15 protein-coding genes are annotated in these 20,629 nt (G+C 69.0%); 9 read left to right on the top strand and 6 right to left on the bottom strand.

Going from position 1 to position 20,629, the window contains the following annotated elements:
- Positions 1 to 10: 10 nt before the first annotated feature.
- The 3 genes from rpsR to rpsF all read right to left on the bottom strand — a co-directional run bounded on the left by rpsR (position 11) and on the right by rpsF (position 1,315).
- Positions 11 to 247: a 30S ribosomal protein S18 gene (gene rpsR, locus ACH4DX_RS28205; RefSeq protein WP_003949403.1), complete on the bottom strand. Its 237-nt coding sequence runs from the start codon at positions 245 to 247 to the stop codon at positions 11 to 13.
- Positions 248 to 319: 72 nt separating this feature from the next.
- Complete coding sequence (locus tag ACH4DX_RS28200) at positions 320 to 922, bottom strand: single-stranded DNA-binding protein (protein WP_398157210.1); 603 nt, start codon at positions 920 to 922, stop codon at positions 320 to 322.
- Positions 923 to 1,024: 102 nt separating this feature from the next.
- Positions 1,025 to 1,315 carry a 30S ribosomal protein S6 gene (gene rpsF, locus ACH4DX_RS28195; RefSeq protein WP_030559714.1) on the bottom strand — a complete coding sequence of 97 codons (291 nt, stop codon included), beginning with the start codon at positions 1,313 to 1,315 and terminating at the stop codon, positions 1,025 to 1,027.
- Between the two features lie 264 nt (positions 1,316 to 1,579).
- Between rpsF and ACH4DX_RS28190 the strand changes: the two genes are divergently transcribed.
- The 3 genes from ACH4DX_RS28190 (at position 1,580) to ACH4DX_RS28180 (ending at position 4,356) form a co-directional block, all read left to right on the top strand.
- Positions 1,580 to 1,891 carry a hypothetical protein gene (locus ACH4DX_RS28190; RefSeq protein ID WP_398119395.1) on the top strand — a complete coding sequence of 104 codons (312 nt, stop codon included), beginning with the start codon at positions 1,580 to 1,582 and terminating at the stop codon, positions 1,889 to 1,891.
- A gap of 201 nt (positions 1,892 to 2,092) precedes the next feature.
- Positions 2,093 to 3,214, top strand: coding sequence for a lipid II:glycine glycyltransferase FemX (locus tag ACH4DX_RS28185; RefSeq protein WP_398157209.1), 1,122 nt, complete (start codon positions 2,093 to 2,095; stop codon positions 3,212 to 3,214).
- A 110-nt stretch (positions 3,215 to 3,324) separates the two neighbouring features.
- Positions 3,325 to 4,356 carry an alanine racemase gene (locus ACH4DX_RS28180; RefSeq protein ID WP_398119399.1) on the top strand — a complete coding sequence of 344 codons (1,032 nt, stop codon included), beginning with the start codon at positions 3,325 to 3,327 and terminating at the stop codon, positions 4,354 to 4,356.
- 134 nt (positions 4,357 to 4,490) lie between these two features.
- On the opposite strand, the gene ACH4DX_RS28175 is transcribed toward ACH4DX_RS28180, so the two are convergent.
- A complete protein-coding gene (locus tag ACH4DX_RS28175; protein WP_398157208.1) occupies positions 4,491 to 6,050 on the bottom strand; it encodes a glycosyltransferase family 87 protein in 1,560 nt (519 codons plus the stop codon).
- Between the two features lie 199 nt (positions 6,051 to 6,249).
- Complete coding sequence (locus tag ACH4DX_RS28170; RefSeq protein WP_398119403.1) at positions 6,250 to 8,997, bottom strand: transglycosylase domain-containing protein; 2,748 nt, start codon at positions 8,995 to 8,997, stop codon at positions 6,250 to 6,252.
- Positions 8,998 to 9,372: 375 nt separating this feature from the next.
- Here ACH4DX_RS28170 and ACH4DX_RS28165 point away from each other — a divergent pair, with 375 nt between their 5' ends.
- The 4 genes from ACH4DX_RS28165 to ACH4DX_RS28150 all read left to right on the top strand — a co-directional run bounded on the left by ACH4DX_RS28165 (position 9,373) and on the right by ACH4DX_RS28150 (position 13,340).
- Entirely contained in the window at positions 9,373 to 10,059 is a 687-nt protein-coding gene (locus tag ACH4DX_RS28165) for a helix-turn-helix transcriptional regulator (protein ID WP_398119405.1), read from the top strand.
- Between the two features lie 59 nt (positions 10,060 to 10,118).
- Positions 10,119 to 11,201, top strand: a complete 1,083-nt coding sequence (locus tag ACH4DX_RS28160) for an inositol-3-phosphate synthase (RefSeq protein WP_398119407.1) — start codon at positions 10,119 to 10,121, stop codon at positions 11,199 to 11,201.
- Between the two features lie 229 nt (positions 11,202 to 11,430).
- On the top strand, positions 11,431 to 12,687 hold the full coding sequence (locus ACH4DX_RS28155) for an MFS transporter (protein WP_398157207.1): 1,257 nt from the start codon (positions 11,431 to 11,433) through the stop codon (positions 12,685 to 12,687).
- A gap of 131 nt (positions 12,688 to 12,818) precedes the next feature.
- A complete protein-coding gene (locus ACH4DX_RS28150; RefSeq protein WP_398157206.1) occupies positions 12,819 to 13,340 on the top strand; it encodes a hypothetical protein in 522 nt (173 codons plus the stop codon).
- A 216-nt stretch (positions 13,341 to 13,556) separates the two neighbouring features.
- On the opposite strand, the gene ACH4DX_RS28145 is transcribed toward ACH4DX_RS28150, so the two are convergent.
- Positions 13,557 to 15,023: a CCA tRNA nucleotidyltransferase gene (locus ACH4DX_RS28145; RefSeq protein WP_398157205.1), complete on the bottom strand. Its 1,467-nt coding sequence runs from the start codon at positions 15,021 to 15,023 to the stop codon at positions 13,557 to 13,559.
- Positions 15,024 to 15,250: 227 nt separating this feature from the next.
- Here ACH4DX_RS28145 and ACH4DX_RS28140 point away from each other — a divergent pair, with 227 nt between their 5' ends.
- Positions 15,251 to 17,692 carry a DUF6049 family protein gene (locus tag ACH4DX_RS28140; RefSeq protein ID WP_398157204.1) on the top strand — a complete coding sequence of 814 codons (2,442 nt, stop codon included), beginning with the start codon at positions 15,251 to 15,253 and terminating at the stop codon, positions 17,690 to 17,692.
- Positions 17,693 to 17,739: 47 nt separating this feature from the next.
- The gene (murJ, locus tag ACH4DX_RS28135) at positions 17,740 to 20,565 is read left to right on the top strand and encodes a murein biosynthesis integral membrane protein MurJ (RefSeq protein WP_398157203.1); all 2,826 of its coding nucleotides are present in this window, start codon (positions 17,740 to 17,742) and stop codon (positions 20,563 to 20,565) included.
- The last annotated feature ends 64 nt before the right edge of the window (positions 20,566 to 20,629 follow it).

Raw genomic sequence — 20,629 nt, 5'->3', positions numbered from 1 at the left:
CACCCTTCCCTTATCGCGCGGTGGACGTGTAGGGCAGCAGCGCCATCTCACGGCTGTTCTTCACGGCCGTGGCGACGTCACGCTGGTGCTGCGTGCAGTTGCCGGTCACGCGGCGGGCACGGATCTTGCCGCGGTCGGAAATGAACTTCCGCAGCATGTTCGTGTCCTTGTAGTCCACGTACGTGACCTTGTCCTTGCAGAAAGCGCAGACCTTCTTCTTAGGCTTGCGCACAGGCGGCTTCGCCATGGTGTTTCTCCTGTGTGATCAAGAAGTGTGGGTACGACCCGCCTTCTCGTCCCGGGCCCGGGGGCCCTGGGCCTAGAAGGGGGGCTCGTCCGAGTAGCCGCCGCCGGAGCCGCCGGAGCTTCCGCCCCAGCCACCGCCGCCGCCATTGCCGCCCTGCTGGCCGCCGCCGGCCGGCGCACCGGTCGCCCAGGGGTCGTCGGCGGGAGCACCGCCGCCGCCACCCTGCTGCTGACCGCCACCGGAGCCACCGCCCCAGCCGCCGCCCTGCTGGCCGCCGCCACCGCCGCCGTACCCACCCTGGCCGCCGCGACCGGTGGTCTTGGTGACCTTGGCCGTGGCGTTCTTCAAGCTGGCGCCGACTTCCTCGACGTCCAGCTCGTAGACCGTGCGCTTGATGCCCTCACGGTCCTCGTAGGACCGCTGCTTCAGCCGGCCCTGCACGATGACGCGCATGCCTCGCTGGAGCGACTCGGCGACGTTCTCCGCCGCCTGACGCCAGACCGAGCAGGTCAGGAACAGGCTCTCGCCGTCCTTCCACTCATTGGTCTGCCGGTCGAAGGTGCGGGGGGTGGACGCGACACGGAACTTCGCGACCGCCGCACCGGACGGGGTGAAGCGCAGCTCGGGGTCGTCGACAAGATTGCCGACAACCGTGATGACGGTCTCGCCTGCCATTGGGGGAACCTCTCGGCGGGTTTGCTGCGGGCTGCTTGTGTTGCTGCTACTCGGATCCCGAGTTCCGTCGAGCGATGAGGCTCAACGGGTCTGAGCCGTAGCTCAGTGCATCTCGGGGCGGAGGACCTTGGTCCGGAGGACCGACTCGTTCAGGTTCATCTGGCGGTCGAGCTCCTTGACGACCGCAGGCTCGGCCTGCAGGTCGATGACCGAGTAGATGCCCTCGGGCTTCTTCTTGATCTCGTACGAGAGACGACGACGGCCCCAGGTGTCGACCTTCTCGACCTTTCCGTTGCCCTCACGGACGACGGAGAGGAAGTTCTCGATCAGCGGGGAGACAGCGCGCTCCTCGATGTCGGGGTCGAGGATGACCATCACTTCGTAGTGACGCATGTGGAACCCACCTCCTTTGGACTCAGCGGCCACGGTCGTTCCGTGGCAGGAGGGTCGTGATGCGTACGCAACGGTATCGGCAGCCACTGACAATCGACTCCCGCAAACGGGTTTCGTCCTGTGGCCTGGGCAGACACCGGTGCAGACGGTACAGAGTACCTGCACCTGGGCTTCCGGTTGAAATCCGGCGGCGGACGGGCAGAATCTGTACACATCGGGTGTGTACGGCGCTACGATGCGCCGCCTTCCGCAGGAGGTGCCTCCATGGCACAAGCAATGCGACGCAACACCGCAAGCTCCCTCTTCGCCACCGACGGCAAACCCCACCCCCTCCAGGACACCCTGCTCGGTGTGACGCTGGTGCTCGGAGCCATCGCGTTCGTGACCGCGATGTTCCACCACCTGCATCTGCTGAGCTCCTGGACCGGTCTGGTGGGGATCTTCACCGGGGCCTACGGCCAGTTCATCTCGGTGACGACACGCGAGCGGTTCTTCCTGATCGTCGGCCTCGGCGCCGCAGCGATGGGCTTCTTCCTGGGCATGGCACACGGAGGGCTCTTCGGCGGGCTCTGGTGACCCCGCCGCCGCACGGCCGCGGCCCGGCCCCCGCCGGGGGTCGGGCCGGTCGCTGAGGGGCTCCACTGCCGCCGGTCGGAGGCCGGCGGGGCCAAAGGTTCCATACGCCCAGACGGGGCGCTCACAGGGCGCAGTAGGCTTCGGCGCGAGAGCCGGAGCCCCTGAACCCATGGGGACACACCAGCCCGAGGAGCGCCGCGAATGAGCCTGACCCTGAGGACCATCAGCCGAGAGCAGCATCTGGCGTACATCCAGAGCCTGCCCTCGGCAAGCCATTGCCAGGTCCCCGCATGGGCAGACGTGAAGAGCGAATGGCGCTCCGAGAACCTGGGCTGGTTCGACGACCGCACCGGTCAGCTGGTCGGTGCGGGTCTGGTGCTGTACCGCCAATTGCCCAAGGTCAAGCGCTATCTCGCGTATCTGCCCGAGGGTCCGGTCATCAACTGGTACGCCCCGAATCTGGACGAGTGGCTCCAGCCGATGCTGGCGCACCTGAAGAAGCAGGGCGCCTTCTCCGTGAAGATGGGCCCGCCGGTCGTCATCCGCCGCTGGAACGCTCCCGCGATCAAGGCCGGCATCCAGAACCCGGACGTGAAGCGGCTGCGCGACGTCGAGCCCACGACCATCGAGCCGCGTGCCTTCGAGGTCTCGGACAAGCTGCGCCGGATGGGCTGGCAGCAGGGCGAGGACGGCGGCGCCGGCTTCGGTGATGTGCAGCCCCGTTACGTGTTCCAGGTACCGCTGGCCAACCGGGCCCTGGACGACGTGCTGAAGAACTTCAACCAGCTGTGGCGCCGCAACATCAAGAAGGCCGAGAAGGCCGGTGTCGAGGTCGTCCAGGGCGGTTACCAGGACCTGGCCGAATGGCAGCGCCTGTACGAGATCACGGCGATCCGCGACAAGTTCCGGCCGCGACCGCTGAGCTACTTCCAGCAGCAGTGGCGGGCCCTCAACTCCGAGGACCCCAACCGCATGCGGCTGTACTTCGCGCGCCACAACGGCGTGAACCTCTCGGCGGCGACCATGCTGGTCGTGGGCGGCCACGTCTGGTACTCCTACGGGGCGTCCGACAACATCGGGCGTGAGGTCCGGCCCTCCAACGCCATGCAGTGGCGGATGCTGCGCGACGCCTACGCGCTGGGCGCGTCCGTCTACGACCTGCGGGGCATCTCCGACTCGCTGGACGAGACGGACCACCTCTTCGGCCTGATCCAGTTCAAGGTCGGCACCGGTGGCGAGGCCGTGGAGTACGTCGGCGAGTGGGACTTCCCGCTGAACAAGCTGCTGCACAAGGCCCTCGACATCTACATGTCGCGTCGCTGATCCCGCGCCATCTCTCGCGCAGTCGTCTGCGCAGTCCCTTCCGCAGTTCCTTCCGTATCTCCTTCCACACCTCTGTTACCGCAGACACCAGAAAGGTTCCGGGACCAGCCATGGCGCTCACGCTCTATGTCGACACCGCGCGCTGGCGGGCACACCAGAAGCACATGCTGGAGCAGTTCCCGGGGATCGTCCCGGTCTGCAAGGGCAACGGCTACGGCTTCGGTCACGAGCGGCTCGCAGAGGAGGCCACCCGCTTCGGGTCCGACGTGCTCGCCGTCGGCACGACCTACGAGGCCGCCCGGATCAAGGACTGGTTCAGCGGTGACCTGCTGGTCCTGACGCCGTTCAGGCGCGGCGAGGAGCCGGTGCCGCTGCCCGACCGTGTCATCCGCTCCGTGTCGTCGCTCGACGGCGTGCACGGTCTCGTGGGCGCCCGTGTCGTCATCGAGGTCATGTCCTCCATGAAGCGTCACGGCGTCAGCGAGCAGGACCTGCCCCACCTGCACGCCGCCATCGAGGACGTGCGCCTCGAAGGCTTCGCGATCCACCTGCCGCTCGACCGCACCGACGGCTCCGACGCCGTCGAGGAGGTCATCGGCTGGATGGACCGGCTGCGCGCGGCCCGCCTGCCGCTGCACACCATGTTCGTCAGCCACCTCAAGGCGGACGAACTCGCCCGGCTGCAACAGCAGTTCCCGCAGACCCGCTTCCGCGCGCGGATCGGCACGAAGCTGTGGCTCGGCGACCACCACGCGACCGAGTACCGCGGTGCCGTCCTGGACGTCACGCAGGTCGCCAAGGGGGACCGTTTCGGCTACCGCCAGCAGAAGGCGGCGTCCGACGGCTGGCTGGTCGTCGTCGCGGGCGGCACGTCGCACGGTGTCGGCCTGGAGGCCCCGAAGGCGCTGCACGGCATGATGCCGCGCGCCAAGGGCGTCGCCCGCGCCGGCCTCGCGACCGTCAACCGCAATCTGTCCCCGTTCGTCTGGGGCGGCAAGCAGCGCTGGTTCGCCGAGCCGCCGCACATGCAGGTGTCGCTGCTCTTCGTGCCGTCGGACGCGCCGGAACCCCAGGTGGGCGAGGAACTCGTGGCGCACCTGCGGCACACGACCACCCAGTTCGACCGGATCCTCGACAACTGATCCGCACGGGGCGGACGAGCGGGAGCAACTGAGCGGCTGAGAGGCCGCACAGGCAGACGCCGGAGGGCCGGTACGCGCGAGTCGCGCGTACCGGCCCTCCGGCGGCACCGCGGTCCCCTCGGCCCCGCTCCGCGCTACCGCGCTGACGGGCCCCCGTCGGGAGCCGTTCCCCACGTCACACAGGTCCCCACGCCCTCGTGCACACCCTGGTGTCGCGGGCGCGCCGCCGGGCCCAGCACGAACACGTCCGGAGCACCGTCGAGGACCCCTCCGGAAGGATCGTCCTCCCCGGTTCTGCGCACCACGTCCCGCTCCGGCAGGTAGATGTCACGTACGACCACGGCACACAGGTACAGCGTCCCCAACAGGTGAACGGCGATGGCCAGCTGATAGCCCTCGGTGGGCAGCCCCTTGTGGGCGTCTCCGCTCGTCGTGAACGCCAGGTACATCCAGATCCCCAGGAAGTACGCGACTTCGCACACCTGCCAGATGAGGAAGTCGCGCCACCGCGGCCGGGCCAGCACGGCGAGCGGAATCAGCCACAGCACGTACTGCGGTGAGTAGACCTTGTTGGTGAGGACGAAGGCGGCGACGATCAGGAAGACCAGTTGCGCCAGCCGTGGGCGGCGGGGCGCGGTCAGCCCGAGCGCGGCCACTCCCAGGCAGCAGAGCAGCATCAGCGCGGTCGCGAGTGAGTTGACCGTGTCCGTGGTGAGCGGGTCGTCCATGCGCTGGGAGAGGATCAGCCAGAACGAGCCGAAGTCGACCCCGCGTTCCTGGCTGAACGTATAGAACTTCGCCCAGCCCTCGCGGATGTGGAAGCCGGCCGCGTCATGGCTGATCATCACGGGCAGGTTCACCGCGAGCCAGGCGCCCACCGCGCTCGCTGCGGTGGGCCAGAAGGCCCGCCATCGCCCCGTACGCCAGCACAGCACGAGCAGTGGCCCGAGCAGGAGCGCCGGGTACAGTTTCGCGGCGGCTGCGAGGCCGATCAGGATGCCCGCGGAGACCGACCGACCCCGCGACCACATCAGCATGGCCAGGGCCGTGAGGGCGACCGCGAACAGATCCCAGTTGATGGTGGCCGTCAGCGCGAAGGCGGGGGCCAGGGCGACGAGCAGGGCGTCCCAGGGGCGGCGGCGGTGGATGCGGGCCACACAGACGGCGATGATGACGGCGCAGATCATCAGCATCCCGGCGTTGACCATCCAGTAGAACTTCTCCTGGTGCTGGATGCTCCCGCCGTCCGGCGTCAGCCAGGCCGCCACCTGCATGAACAGGCCCGTCAGTACCGGATACTCCAGGTACTCCATGCCGTCGCCGGGCAGCCGGTCGAAGTACGGCACGAGCCCGTCGGCGAAGCCCCGCCCCTGGTAGAGGTGCGGGATGTCGGAGTAGCAGGCGTGCGTGTACTGCGAGCTCGCGCCCACGAACCAGCCGCCGTTGTAGCACGGCGCCTTCTGCACCATCCCGAGCGCGAACATCCCGATGGCGACCAGTGCGATGACGCGTACGGGTGTCAGCCGGGACGTCGACAGCAGGGCTCTGCGGCCGATCGGTCCACCGAACAGTTCGCTGCCTGCCGTAGCGATCTTGTCCTGTTGCGTGGGCAGCACAGGCTGCGGCGCTTGCTCGGTTGCTGGCTGATGCGCGCGTGTGGGGGGCATCTTCTCTGCGCTGGGCATGGCGCACATCCTGCCGTACAGGTCTGAGAACTCCGGTGGAACGTGCCCGAGAAGTCCGGTTCCGTCCCACCGGACAGCTCCGAGGTCGCGGAAAGTCCCCTTACGCCGCTCTGCGGGGATGCACGAGGCCGCCGCACCTCACCAGGTGCGGCGGCCTTGTTTCACGTGAAACACGCCGTTTCACGTGAAACGTGCGGGAGGCGGAGGGTCAGTCGTTCGGGTCGCCGAACCACCCTCCCTCGTTGTCGTTGTTTCCGTTGTTCCCGCCGTTGCCGTTGCCGCCGTTCGGCGGTCCTGTGGTCAGTGTGGGCTCTCCTCCGCCGGGTCCACCAGGTCCACCGGGTCCACCGTTGACGCCGCCGTTCTCCGCACCGCCGTTGTTGTTGCCACCGTCGTCGCCGCACCCGATTTCCCAGTCCTTGCAGGTCTCGGTGGGGTCGGGCGACTCCGAAGGCGATGTCGGGGTCTCGCTCGGCTCCTTGGTCTCCTTGGTCGGCGTCGGAGCCTGGCTCGGTTCCTTGGTCTCCTTGGTCGGCGTCGGGGAGGGGGGCGGCGGGGTGTCCCCGACGACCTCACCGATCGGCTGCGGCACCGGGAACTTCAGGATCGGCTCTCCCTCGAGCGCGTCACTCATGTAGTCCCGCCAGATCTGCGCGGGGAACGAGGCGCCGTGGATCTTCTTCTCGCCACCGGTGCCGAACATCTCCAGGAACTCACGCTTGCTGTTGTTCTCGTCGTCGTCCAGCCGGTACATGCTGATCGCCGTCGACAGCTGCGGGGTGTAGCCGACGAACCAGGCGGACTTGTTGCCGTCGGTCGTACCGGTCTTGCCCGCTACCTGGCGACCGGGGAGCTGCGCCGCGGTGCCGGTGCCCTTCTCGACGACGGTCCGCAGCACGTCGGTGACGTTGTCCGCCACCTCGGGGGAGAAGGGGCTCTTGGTCTCGACGTCCTGGGTGAAGACCGTCTCGCCCTCCTTCTCGACCTCCTTGACGGAGTACGGGTCCCGCTGCTTGCCGCTGGCGGCGAAGGTGGCGTACGAACCGGCCATACGGATGGCACTCGGTGACGAGGTACCGAGGGAGAAGGACGGGTAGGTGGCGCCCGCCATGGTCCGGTCGTCCCTCAGGCCCGCGTCCATCGCCGCACGCTTCACCTTGTCGAGCCCGACGTCCATGCCGAGCTGGACGTAGGCCGAGTTGACCGACTCCCGCATCGCCTCACGCAGGTCGATCTTGAAGGTCGGCGCGTTGTACGACTTCTGGCCGTCGTTGGTCTGCAACCACTCCTTGCCGTTCTTGTCCTGCCAGACCGTGCCGTCGTACTTCTTGATCTTGAGCTTGTTCTTGCCGCTGTACAGGCTCTTCGGGTTGACGACGGTGCGTTCGCCGTCGCTCTGCACCTCGCCGCCGGTCTCCTTGCGGATGCCGTTCTTGAAGGCTGCCGCGAGCACGAAGGGCTTGTACGTCGAACCGACCTGGGCGCCGGTGATGTCCGCGTTGTTGGTGAAGTGCTTGGTCGCGTCCTCACCGCCGTAGATCGCCTCGATCGCGCCGGTCCTCGGGTTCACCGAGGCGCCACCGAACTGGACGTGGGTGTCCTTGTCCGGACGCTGCTCGGGGTCGAGCTTGGCCTCGCGGACCTTCTGCACGGCCTTCTCGAGCTGCGCGACCTTCTTCTTGTCGAAGGTCGTGTGGATCTCGTAGCCGCCCTGTTCGAGCTGGCTGGCCGTGATCTTCCCGTCGCTGTTGTTGATGACGTACGCCTTGGCGAGCGAGACCAGGTAACCGATCTGACCGCTCAGCTTGACGTTGGAGCGGGGGCTCTCCAGCTTCGGGAACTCGGTGTACTTGTTGCGGACCTCGGCGCTCAGACGGCCGTCCTTGACCTCCTCGTCGAGGACCCACTTCCAGCGCTTCTCGGCACGCTCCTTGTTGGCCTTCGGACTGGCCGCGGGGTCGATCTCCGGATAGCCGGCCGGGTCGTAGTACGTGGCGCCCTTGAGCACCGTCGCCAGGAGGGCGCACTCGCTCGGGTTCAGCTTCTCCGCGTCCTTGCCGAAGTAGGCGCGCGCGGCGGCCTGGATGCCGTAGGCGTTGCGGCCGTAGTAGGCGGTGTTCAGGTACCCCGCCATGATGTCTTCCTTGCTCACCTCCCGGCCGACCTTTATGGAGATGAACAGTTCCTTGAACTTACGGGTGAACGTCTGCGACTGGTCGTCGAGGCGGGCGTTCTTCACGTACTGCTGCGTGATGGTCGAGCCGCCCTGGGTCTGACCGCCCTTCGCCATGTTGACGAACGCGCGGGCGATGCCCATCGGGTCGACGCCCTTGTCCTTGTTGAAGGACTTGTTCTCCGCCGAGATGACGGCGTTGCGCATGGCCTTCGGGATGTCCGCGTACTTGATGATCTGGCGGTTGGTCTCACCGCCCGTCGCGACCATCTGCGAGCCGTCGGCCCAGTAGTAGACGTTGTTCTGGGCCTTGGCCGCCTTGGCGACCTCCGGGACCTCGACGAGGGCGTACGCGATGCCCGCGACCGCGAGCAGGCTGCCGAGGAACCCGACGAACAGGCCTGTGACCAGGCGCCACGAGGGGATCCAGCGCTTGGCCCCGTACTTGCCCGCACGCGGGTAGTCGACGAAGCGCTTCTTGGCGGGATCGTGGCCGCGCCCTGCGCCGCGCCCCCGGCCCGCGCCGCTCTCCATGGCCCTGCGGCGGCCGCCACCACCCCCCACGGAGCCGTTTCGGGCAGCGCGCCGGGCCTCGGCGCGCCCCCCGTAAGGGCGCTCCTCACCCTCGGGAGCCCCCGGTCCGTGCGCCGGCGGCGAGGCCGGTGATCCAGTGGCGCCACGCGGTGCTGCGCGGCGGCCCGACGGCGGGCCGGATGCGCCACGCCTGGCCGCGGCACGTCCGCCGCCCTGCGGCTGCGGCGGTTTGCGACGGTGCTCGCTCATCGAACGACTACTCCTCGGGCAGGCGCGGACCCCCGCGCCTGGAAACGGCGGCTGGCTTCCGGACCCCCCGATGTACGGATGCGGCCGTACCGGCACTCATCCGCACTGCACCGGGGACGACGACGCCACCACGCGTCACTCGGTTCCCGGCGATATTCATGGCGCACAGACTACGCACCGTCAAAACCCTCTTAGGACCGAAGTTCACCCCAAAACAGGCAAGTTACTTCCTACGAATCGGTGATGTGACGCCGTTCACCGTGCCCCCTCTTGTCGCAGACGCAACGTCGTTCTATCGTCGTGATGTATCGAGCCGATACATCAGCTCGGCATAAACGGCCGTGTACGGCAGACTGGAACAGACGGGAGGCAACGATGAGCAGACGCTCCGGCATCCTCGAGTTCGCTGTCCTCGGCCTGCTCCGGGAGTCCCCGATGCACGGCTACGAGCTGCGTAAGCGGCTCAACACCTCACTGGGTGTGTTCCGCGCCTTCAGCTACGGCACTCTCTATCCCTGTCTCAAGACTCTGGTCGCGAACGGCTGGTTGATCGAGGAGTCGGGAACTGCCGGCGGAGAGGCCCTTGCGGCCCCCCTTGCGGGCCGTCGCGCCAAGATCGTCTACCGGTTGACGGCGGAAGGTAAGGAACACTTCGAGGAACTGCTCTCGCAGACCGGCCCCGACGCGTACGAGGACGAGCACTTCGCGGCCCGCTTCGCCTTCTTCGGGCAGACCTCGCGGGACGTACGGATGCGGGTGCTCGAGGGCCGCCGCAGCCGGCTCGAGGAGCGCCTGGAGAAGATGCGCGCATCCCTGGCCCGCACCCGGGAGCGCCTCGACGACTACACGCTTGAGTTGCAGCGGCACGGTATGGAGTCCGTGGAGCGCGAAGTGCGCTGGCTGAACGAGCTCATCGAGAGCGAGCGCGCGGGACGCGATCAGCAACGGTCCGGCCCCGAAGGCTCCGCTCAGCAGAACAGCACATCTGGGGAGTCGGGCGTCCTGCCCCGGCGGCGGGGCAGCACCCCGCCGCCGGATGCGTCCGACGACACCACCAAGTGAGCCCCCGCATTCGGCGGGGTCTCATCCGGAATACCGAGATCACACAGGGAGCAACCGGAATGGGTTCGGTTCGCGTAGCCATCGTCGGCGTGGGCAACTGCGCCGCCTCGCTGGTCCAGGGCGTCGAGTACTACAAGGACGCCGACCCGGACGCCAAGGTCCCGGGCCTGATGCACGTCCAGTTCGGCGAGTACCACGTCGGTGACGTCGAGTTCGTCGCCGCCTTCGACGTCGACGCGAAGAAGGTCGGCCTCGACCTCGCGGACGCCATCGGCGCCAGCGAGAACAACACCATCAAGATCTGCGACGTGCCGAACACCGGCGTGCAGGTCCTGCGTGGCCACACCCACGACGGCCTCGGCAAGTACTACCGCCAGACCATCGAGGAGTCGGCGGAGACCCCGGTCGACGTCGTCCAGATCCTCAAGGACAAGCAGGTCGACGTCCTCGTCTGCTACCTGCCGGTCGGTTCCGAGGACGCCGCGAAGTTCTACGCGCAGTGCGCCATCGACGCCAAGGTCGCCTTCGTCAACGCCCTCCCGGTCTTCATCGCGGGCACCAAGGAGTGGGCGGACAAGTTCACCGAGGCCGGTGTCCCGATCGTCGGTGACGACATCAAGTCCCAGGTCGGCGCCACCATCACGCACCGCGTCATGGCGAAGCTGTTCGAGGACCGCGGTGTCCGTCTCGAGCGCACCATGCAGCTGAACGTCGGCGGCAACATGGACTTCAAGAACATGCTGGAGCGCGACCGCCTCGAGTCCAAGAAGATCTCGAAGACGCAGGCCGTCACCTCGCAGATCCCCGACCGCGAGCTGGGCGAGAAGAACGTCCACATCGGCCCGTCGGACTACGTCGCGTGGCTCGACGACCGCAAGTGGGCGTACGTCCGCCTCGAGGGCCGCGCCTTCGGTGACGTCCCGCTGAACCTGGAGTACAAGCTCGAGGTCTGGGACTCCCCGAACTCCGCGGGTGTCATCATCGACGCCCTGCGCGCCGCGAAGATCGCCAAGGACCGCGGCATCGGCGGCCCGATCCTGTCGGCGTCCTCGTACTTCATGAAGTCCCCGCCGGTGCAGTACTTCGACGACGAGGCCTACGAGAACGTCGAGAAGTTCATCAAGGGCGAGGTCGAGCGCTAGATCCGGCGTCGCTGCCGCCGGTGCGGGACACGCGCTGGACCATGCGCTGAGCGGCGCACGAGCGTGCGCTGAGCAGCGTACGAGCCTGCGCTGAGCCGCCTGCGGCTGTGCGCTGAGCCGCGTACAGCTGCGCGGCGGCCGGATCCACGGGCCGGCCGCGCCGCACGCCAGCCGAGGGCCTCCGGGGCACACGCACCCGGGGGCCTTCGCGTATGTGAGGCTGTCCGCCATGTCTGTCGTCGGTGACCTGCGTGTTCTGCTGCGCCTTGGGGACTTCCGGCGCCTGCTCGCCGTGCGGCTCCTCTCCCAGGGCGCGGACGGCGTCTACCAGGTGGCGCTCGCCGCGTACGTGGTCTTCTCGCCGGAGAAGGAGACCTCGCCCGCCGCGATCGCCTCCGCCATGGCGGTGCTGCTCCTGCCCTACTCCCTCGTCGGCCCGTTCGCGGGTGTCCTGCTCGACCGCTGGCGCCGCCGTCAGGTCCTCCTCCACGGCAATGTGCTGCGGGCCGCGCTCGCCGGTACGACCGCCGCCCTGATGCTCGCCGGGGCGCCGGACTGGCTCTTCTACGCGTCCGCGCTGTGTGTCACGGCCGTCAACCGCTTCGTCCTTGCCGGCCTCTCGGCGTCCCTGCCGCGTGTCGTCGACGCCGATCGCCTGGTGCTCGCCAACTCCCTCTCCCCGACCGCCGGCACGCTCGCGGCCACCGCGGGCGGGGGCCTCGCCTTCGTGCTGCGCGTCGTGGTGGCCGACTCCGACGCGGCCGTCGTCCTGCTCGGCGCCGCGCTCTACCTGTGCTCGGCGCTCGCGTCGCTGCGCATCACCCGTGACCTGCTCGGCCCCGATCCCGAGTGGGTGCAACCCCGTCTGGGCACGGCGCTCGCGGGGACCGCACGCGGCCTGCTGGAGGGCGTGCGCCATGTCGCCTCCCGTCGCCCCGCCGCGCTCGCCCTGGTGTCGATGACGCTGATGCGGTTCTGCTTCGGCGCGCTGACCGTCATGGTCCTGATGCTGTGCCGGTACGCGTGGGGGACGACGGAGGACGACGGGCTCGCCCTGCTCGGGGTCGCCGTGGCCGTCTCCGGCGCCGGGTTCTTCGTGGCGGCCCTGATCACTCCCTGGGCGGCCGGGCGGTTCGGCCCGCACGGCTGGCTCGTGCTGTGCGCGGGAGCCGCAGCCGTTCTCGAGCCCGCGCTGGGGTTGCCCTTCGCCCCGGCACCGATGTTCGTTGCCGCCTTCGTCCTGGGTCTGACGACACAGGGCGCGAAGATCTCCACGGACACGGTCGTCCAGGAGGCCGTGCAGGACGGCTTCCGAGGCCGGATCTTCTCTCTGTACGACGTGTTGTTCAATGTCGCCTTTGTCGGCGCGGCGGGAGTGGCGGCGCTGATGCTGCCCCCCGACGGCAGGTCGGCCCCGCTGGTCGTCACCGTCGCCTTGATCTACGCAGCGATTGCTGTGGCTATGGCCAGGTTTGACGATCAGTAAGTGTCACATCAGTGCCACAGAGCCTTTTTCGGCTTCAGTCCGCGCACAGGAGCCCGATAGCTTACGGGGGGTCAATTCGCGCCATCGCGCAACCAACCCGCGTGCCGTGCACTCTCTATAGGGGGATTTCCGTGTCCACTCCGCCGCCCCAGGGCGAGAACCCGTTCGCCCAGGGCCAGCAGCCCTACGGTCAGCCACCGGGCGGTGCCCCTTACGGCCAGCCCCAGCAGGGCGGCGCGCCGTACGGTCAGGCTCCCGGCGCGCCCTACCCGCCCCACCAGGGCGCCCCGCAGCCGGGCATCCCCTTCTACCAGGGCGGCCCGGACCCCGCGGCGCCCCGCAAGGGCAAGAAGAAGCTGATATTCGGCATCGTGGCGGTCGTGGCCGTCGCCGCGATCGTGGGTGGCGCGGTGTGGGCGGGCCAGGACGAGGCGGCCGCCGCCGAGGTCGGCGACTGCATGAGCATCGGGAACCCGGAGAGCGCGACGGATCCCGATCTGAAGATCGTGGACTGCGGCGACAAGGACGCCAAGTACAAGGTCGTCGAGAAGAAGGACAGCGGCACCTGCGACATCAAGAAGTACGCCACGTACCGGGAGACCGGCGGCAGCAACGACTTCACGCTCTGCCTGGAGCCGTACAGGCAGCCGTAAGTCTCCGCGTGTGCCGAGGGGCACACATGTAGGGGTGCATGTACTGAGGGGCGATGTTTCACGTGAAACATCGCCCCTCGGCGTAGACACGCGAAGCACATGGAGAGAGTGCTGTGTTTCACGTGAAACACAGCACGCCGCACCCCGCACCCCGCCACGCAGGCCGGTCCCTCGCACCCCACCACACAGGCTGGGCCCCGCGCCCCACCCGGCAGGTCAGCCTTCCGCCGCCCACCACTCCTTGAGCGCCGCCACCGCCGCGTCCCGTTCCATCGGGCCGTTCTCCAGGCGCAGTTCCAGAAGGAACTTGTAGGCCTTGCCGATCACCGGGCCCGGGCCCACGCCCAGGACTTCCTGGATCTCGTTGCCGTTGAGGTCGGGGCGGATGGAGTCGAGCTCCTCCTGCTCCTGGAGGCGGGCGACGCGCTCCTCCAGGCCGTCGTACGCGCGCGACAGTGCGGTAGCCTTGCGCTTGTTGCGGGTCGTGCAGTCGGATCGGGTCAGCTTGTGGAGGCGGTCGAGCAGGGGACCGGCGTCGCGTACGTACCGGCGTACCGCCGAGTCCGTCCATTCGCCCGTGCCGTAGCCGTGGAAGCGCAGGTGCAGCTCGACCAGGCGTGAGACGTCCTTGATGAGCTCGTTCGAGTACTTCAGGGCCGTCATGCGCTTCTTGGTCATCTTCGCGCCGACCACCTCGTGGTGGTGGAAGGAGACCCGCCCGTCCTTCTCGAAGCGGCGGGTCCTCGGCTTGCCGATGTCGTGCAGCAGGGCCGCGAGCCTCAGCGTGAGGTCCGGGCCCTCCGTCTCCAGCGCCATCGCCTGTTCGAGGACGATCAGGGTGTGGTCGTAGACGTCCTTGTGACGGTGGTGCTCGTCGCGCTCGAGGCGCAGTGCGGGCAGCTCCGGCAGGACATGGTCGGCGAGCCCGGTGTCCACGAGCAGCGCGAGGCCCTTGGCGGGGTGCGCGGACAGGATCAGCTTGTTCAGCTCGTCCCTGACCCGTTCGGCGGAGACGATCTCGATCCGCCCGGACATCGCCTTCATCGCGGCGACCACCTCCGGGGCCACCTCGAAGTCCAGCTGCGCGGCGAAGCGCGCGGCCCGCATCATCCGCAGTGGATCGTCCGAGAAGGACTCCTCGGGCGTGCTCGGCGTGCGCAGCGCACGCTCGGACAGGTCGCCCAGGCCACCGTGCGGGTCGATGAACACCTTCTCCGGGAGCGCCACGGCCATCGCGTTCACGGTGAAGTCCCGGCGGACGAGGTCCTGCTCGATGGAGTCGCCGTAGGAGACCTCGGGCTTGCGCGAGGTCCTGTCGTACGCCTCCGATCGATATGTCGTCACTTCGACCTGGAAGCTCTGCTCGGCGCCGTCCACCAGCGCTTCCTTCTGACAGCCCACCGTGCCGAAGGCGATCCCCACCTCCCACACCGCGTCCGCCCACGGACGGACGATCTTCAGCACGTCCTCGGGACGGGCGTCGGTGGTGAAGTCCAGGTCGTTGCCGAGCCGGCCCAGGAGCGCGTCCCGGACCGAACCGCCGACCAGGGCGAGGGAGAACCCGGCCTCCTGGAAGCGGCGGGCGAGGTCGTCGGCGACGGGGGAGACCCGCAGCAGCTCGCTCACGGCGCGCTGCTGCGCCTGACTCAGGGCGCGGGGAGTGTCTTCGTTGGCGTTCGGCACAACAGAAAAGGGTACGTGCCCCCGACCATCGCGGCCGCCCGGATTTCCGCAACCGTCGTCCAGGGCGTCCACCCTGCTCATCACGGCCGTCGCCGGTGCGGCGGACCGATGGTGCGATCTTGTGGAGCAGTCCGCGGCACTCAGCCCCGGCGCACCTCGTTACCATGCGTGGACGCAGCGAACGACAAGCACCGACACAGCTGACGACGACGAGGGACGGGCGACGCGTGGCCGAGGCGGCAGACTTCCCGGGGACCAGCCCCTCACCTGCCCGCCGGTGGTTCCGGCACACAGCGGCACTGCTGGCCGGAGCACCGCTGCTCGCCGGTCTGCTACAGGTGCCCGCAAGCCCCACAGCGTCCGCGGCCACCCCCGGAGCGAGCCTGGCCGCGACCGGCGCCGCACACCGGGCCACCGAAGCGGGAAGCGCCCAGAAGACCGCCTCGTCACCCAAGGCCGCCGCCACCGGATCCCGCACCGTCAATGTGTCCCTGAACTCCCTCACCCCCAACGCACCGCGCGAGGGCGACACCGTCACCGTCTCCGGCACGGTCACCAACGACGGCAGCCAGACGATCACCGGTGCCCGGGTGGGCCTCCGCATCGGGTCCCCGCTCGGCGGCCGCACAGCCATCGACAGCGCCGCGAACCGAACCTCGTACCAGCCGGGCGCAGACGGCAGCGAGGTCGGCGGGAAGTACGTCGAGAAGTTCTCCCGGCTCGCCCCGGGGGTCCGGCACGACTTCAGCATCTCCGTGCCCGTGAGCGCCCTGGACCTGGGCCTGGACGGGGTCTACCAGCTCGGTGTCACGCTCACCGGCCAGACCGCTGCCCAGCCCTTCCCGCAGGTGCTCGGCATCGAGCGGACCTTCCTGCCGTGGCAGGACGGCGCGGCCGACACGAAGACCAGGACGACGTTCCTGTGGCCGCTCATCTCGTCCACGCACCTCACCGCGCGGACCCGTTCGGACGAGGAGCAGACCCCGCTCTTCAGGGACGAGAGCCTGGCGAAGGAGCTCCAGCCGGGCGGGCGCCTGCAACAGCTCCTGACGCTCGGTTCCCAGCTCGACGTCACCTGGGTCGTGGATCCCGACCTGCTGGTCTCGGTCGACGCGATGACGACGAGCTACGACGTCCAGGGCGCGGACGGCACCCCGGTCGCGGGCAGGAACCAGGCCGTCGCGAAGCAGTGGCTCAACCAGCTCCAGAAGGCCGTGAAGGGCAAGAAGGTCGTCGCGCTCCCCTTCGCGGACCCCGACCTCGCCTCGCTCGCCCACAACGGCAGGCCTGTCACCGGCTCCCTCGGCCACCTCAAGGAGGCCACCGAGGTCGGTGCCCAGTCGGTGAAGGACATCCTCACCGCCAAGGTCAGCACGGACTTCGCCTGGCCCGCCGAGGGGGCGATCGACCCGTCCGTCGTCGACATCGCCACGTCCGCTGGCGCCCACTCGGTGATCGCCCGCAGCGACAGCCTGCGCGAGACGGCCGGACTTTCGTACACGCCCAGCGCGGCGCGGCCCATCGGGGGCGGCACGACCGCGGTGGTCGCCGACTCCCGGCTCTCCACCGCCTTCCGCGGTGACATGACGGGCGCCGAGGACTCCACGCTCGCCGTCCAGGAGTTCCTGGCGCAGACCCTCATGGTCACGTTGCAGGACCCAGGCAGGCAGCGGAGCATCGTGGTGGCGCCGCAGCGCATGCCCACCGCGAGCCAGGCCCAGTCGATGGCGCGGGCGCTGACCGCCCTCGACGACAAGCGCTGGTCGCAGCCGCAGGACCTCCAGGCGGCGGCCAAGGCCCAGCCGGATCCGGCCGCCACCACACAGGTCCCGTCGACCGGTGCCTACCCGTCGTACCTGCGCAGGCAGGAGCTGCCACGCTCGGCCTTCCAGGAGGTCCAGGACACGCAGGAGAAGCTGGACCGCTTCAAGCAGATCCTTTCCGAGCCCGACCGCGTCATCACGCCGTTCGGGCGGGCGATGGACCGTGAGCTCGCCGCGTCGTGGCGCGGGCGTCCGGCGGAGGCGCAGAACTTCCGCAAGGGCGTACAGGGCTATCTGACCAGCCTCACCCGACAGGTGAAGCTGATCAACAAGTCCGACGTGAAACTGTCGGGCCGCAGCGCGACCATCCCGGTCACGGTGCAGAACAACCTGGTCCAGGGCGTCGACCACCTCGTGCTGCGCCTCACGTCGACCAACCCCACCCGGCTCAAGGTCGGCGACGGGCTCTACGAGGAACAGCCGGTCAAGATCACCGGCGGTGGTCACACGCAGTCCGTGAAGTTCACCACCACGGCTAACGCCAACGGCCCCGTCACCGTCTCGGCACAGCTCTACACCGAGGACGGGCAGCCCTACGGCGCCGCCGTCCGCTTCGACGTCAACGTCACCGAGTTCACCGCCACCGTGATGCTGGTCATCGGCGGCGGCGTCCTGCTCCTCGTCCTCGCCGGGTTCCGTATGTACACGCAGCGCAAGCGCGCGGCGCAGCGGCGGGCGGAGGCGGGCCCGGACGGCGGGTCCGACGGGGACGCGGGCGACGCCTCAGGAGCCACTCCCGACCCCGAGCCCGGCACCGGCGATCCCGAGCAGCCGAGTGACCCGACCCCGGACACCGCACCGGAAAGCACCGAGCCGTCGCACACGGGTGAGAGAGTGGACCGTTGAGCGATGTCGTGGCCGGTGGGCCCGCGGACCATGAGGTGGGGTAAACCATGAACGCGCCGTACGACGGTGAGCGCGGCCAGGGCGCGGGCAGCTCCGGTTCGGCCGGGGGCCCGCCACCCGGCACTCCTGAGGACGGTCAGGTGCCGCCGCAGCACGCGCCGGACGCCTATCTCCAGGACGCGTACGCCCAGGACCCCTACCGGGCCCAGGACCTCTCGGCCCAGGACCCGGTGGCCGAGGCGCTCTACGACCGCTCGGCACACCCCCCGCCCGCGCCCGGCAGCTACCCCGACCCGCAGCAGCTCTACGGACAGCCCCCGTCGTCGCAGTACCAGCCCGACCCGCGCGTGTGGGCCCAGCCTCCGCCCCCCGAGCCGGACGGCGCGACCCGCCATCTTCCGTACGGCGACGACCCGCGCAGCACGCAGTACGTGGGTGTGGACGACCTCGTCACGCAGGCCGGTGAGGAGCGGCACCAGCCGGACGCCTTCGCCCACCTCTTCCGCGACCAGCAGGCCGGCGGCTACCAGGACCCTGGCGCCGGTGCCTACGGCGACCCTCGCGCGCAGCAGCCCCCCGGGTACCAGGGGCAGCAGCACGCCGGGTACCAGGACCGGCAGCCCGGCCAGGACCAGCAGGCGTACGGCGGCCACCAGGGCCAGCAGGACGATCAGCACGGCGGCTATCAGGGGCAGCACGGCGGTCAGCACGCCGGGTACCAAGGACAGCAGCACGCCGGGTACGAGGGACAGCAGCCCGGGTACCAGGGCCAGAGCCACCACCAGGAGCACACCGGATACCAGGGTCAGCAGCAGGGCGGCGGATACGCGTATCCGCCGCAGCAGGGCCAGGCGAGCTTCCCGGGCCCTCCGCAGGCGGGCCAGGAAAGCTATACGGACCCGCTCCTGGGCCAGGCAGGCTACGCGGACCCCCAGCAGGCCGACTACGCCGGTCAGCAGCAGGGCGCCGGGTACGACCAGCACGGCACGCCGTACGCGCAGAACGACGTCTACGGACATCAGCAGGCGGCTCAGTACGCGCACCAGCAGGGCGCGCCGTACGCCGACCAGCAGGGCGGCGGGTACTACCAGGATCCGGGCCAGTACCCGGACCCGAACCAGGGTGGCTACCACCAGGACCCGCAGGCCGGCGTCGCCCGTCCGGCCGCGGAGCCGGCCGGAGCCCCGTCCGTGCCCGCCCCGGCCAAGCCGCCCGCCCCCGCGGCCCCCGCGGGCAAGCCCGGTGGCAAGGCGTCGGGACTGCTGAAGTCGAGCGCGGTGATGGCCGCGGGCACGATGGTGTCCCGCCTCACCGGCTTCGTCCGTTCGGCCATGATCGTCTCGGCCCTGGGCATCGGCCTGCTCGGCGACACCTTCATGGTGGCCTACCAGCTGCCCACGATGATCTACATCCTCACTGTCGGCGGCGGCCTCAACTCGGTGTTCGTGCCGCAGCTCGTCCGTGCCATGAGGAACGACAAGGACGGGGGCCAGGCCTACGCCAACCGGCTCCTGACGCTCGTCATGGTGGCGCTCGGTGTGCTCACGGTGCTCGGCTGGTTCGCCGCGCCGCAGCTTGTCCACCTGCTCTCCGCGCCGGTGGCCAAGGACCCGGACGCCAACGAGGTGGCCATCACCTTCGTCCGCTACTTCCTGCCCTCGATCTTCTTCATGGGCGTGCACGTCGTGATGGGCCAGATCCTCAACGCCCGCGGGAAGTTCGGCGCGATGATGTGGACCCCGGTCCTCAACAACATCGTGATCATCGCGACGCTCGGGATGTTCCTGTGGGTGTACGGCACGTCCGAGAAGTCGGGCATGCGCGTCACGTCCATCCCCGACGACGGTGTGCAGCTCCTCGGGGTCGGCGTGCTGCTCGGACTCGTCGTCCAGTCGCTCGCGATGATCCCTTACCTGCGCGAGACCGGCTTCAAGCTGCGGCTGCGCTTCGACTGGAAGGGTCAGGGACTCGGCAAGGCCGCCAAGCTGGCCAAGTGGACGATGCTCTTCGTCCTCGCCAACCAGGCGGGCGCGATCGTCGTGATCCAGCTGGGTACCGCGGCGGTCAAGCACGGCGGCATGGACGGCACGGGCTTCGCCGCCTACTCCAACGCCCAGCTCATCTGGATGCTTCCGCAGGCCATCATCACGGTCTCCCTGATGGCCGCTCTGCTGCCCAGGCTGTCGCGCTCGGCCCACGAGGGGGACAACGGCGCCGTCCGTGACGACATCTCCCAGGGCCTGCGCACCTCGGCCGTCGCGATCGTGCCGATCGCCTTCAGCTTCCTCGCGCTCGGTATCCCGATGTGCACGCTGATCTTCGGCTCGTCCGGCGTCAACGCCGCCACCCGCATGGGCTACATGCTGATGGCCTTCGGCCTCGGCCTCATCCCGTACTCGGTGCAGTACGTCGTCCTGCGTGCCTTCTACGCCTACGAGGACACCCGCACCCCCTTCTACAACACGGTCATCGTGGCCGCCTTCAACGCGGCCGCCTCCGGCATCTGCTATCTGGTGCTGCCCGCCCGCTGGGCCGTGGCGGGCATGGCGCTCTCGTACGGCGCCGCCTACGCGATCGGTGTGGGCGTCGCCTGGCAGCGGCTGCGCAAGCGCCTCGGCGGCGACCTGGACGGCGCCAACGTGATCCGTACGTACGCCAGGCTCGCGATGGCCTCCGCTCCGGGGGCGATTCTCGGCGCCGCGGCCGGGTACGCGATCACGAAGACGCTCGGCCAGGGCCTCATCGGTTCCCTCGCCGCACTGATCGTCGGCTTCGCCGTCCTCTTCGGTGTCTTCTTCCTCGCCGCACGGCGCATGCGGATCCAGGAGCTGAACTCCCTGGTGGGTATGGTGCGCGGACGGTTGGGACGCTGATGTGAAGAAGTCCGCACAACCATCGTCGGCCACCGTGTGTCGTGCATAGCGCCAGACTGTGGGC

This window comes from Streptomyces sp. NPDC017940 (assembly GCF_044328435.1).
Lineage (GTDB): Bacteria > Actinomycetota > Actinomycetes > Streptomycetales > Streptomycetaceae > Streptomyces.
This window is presented reverse-complemented; position numbering and strand designations above follow the sequence as displayed.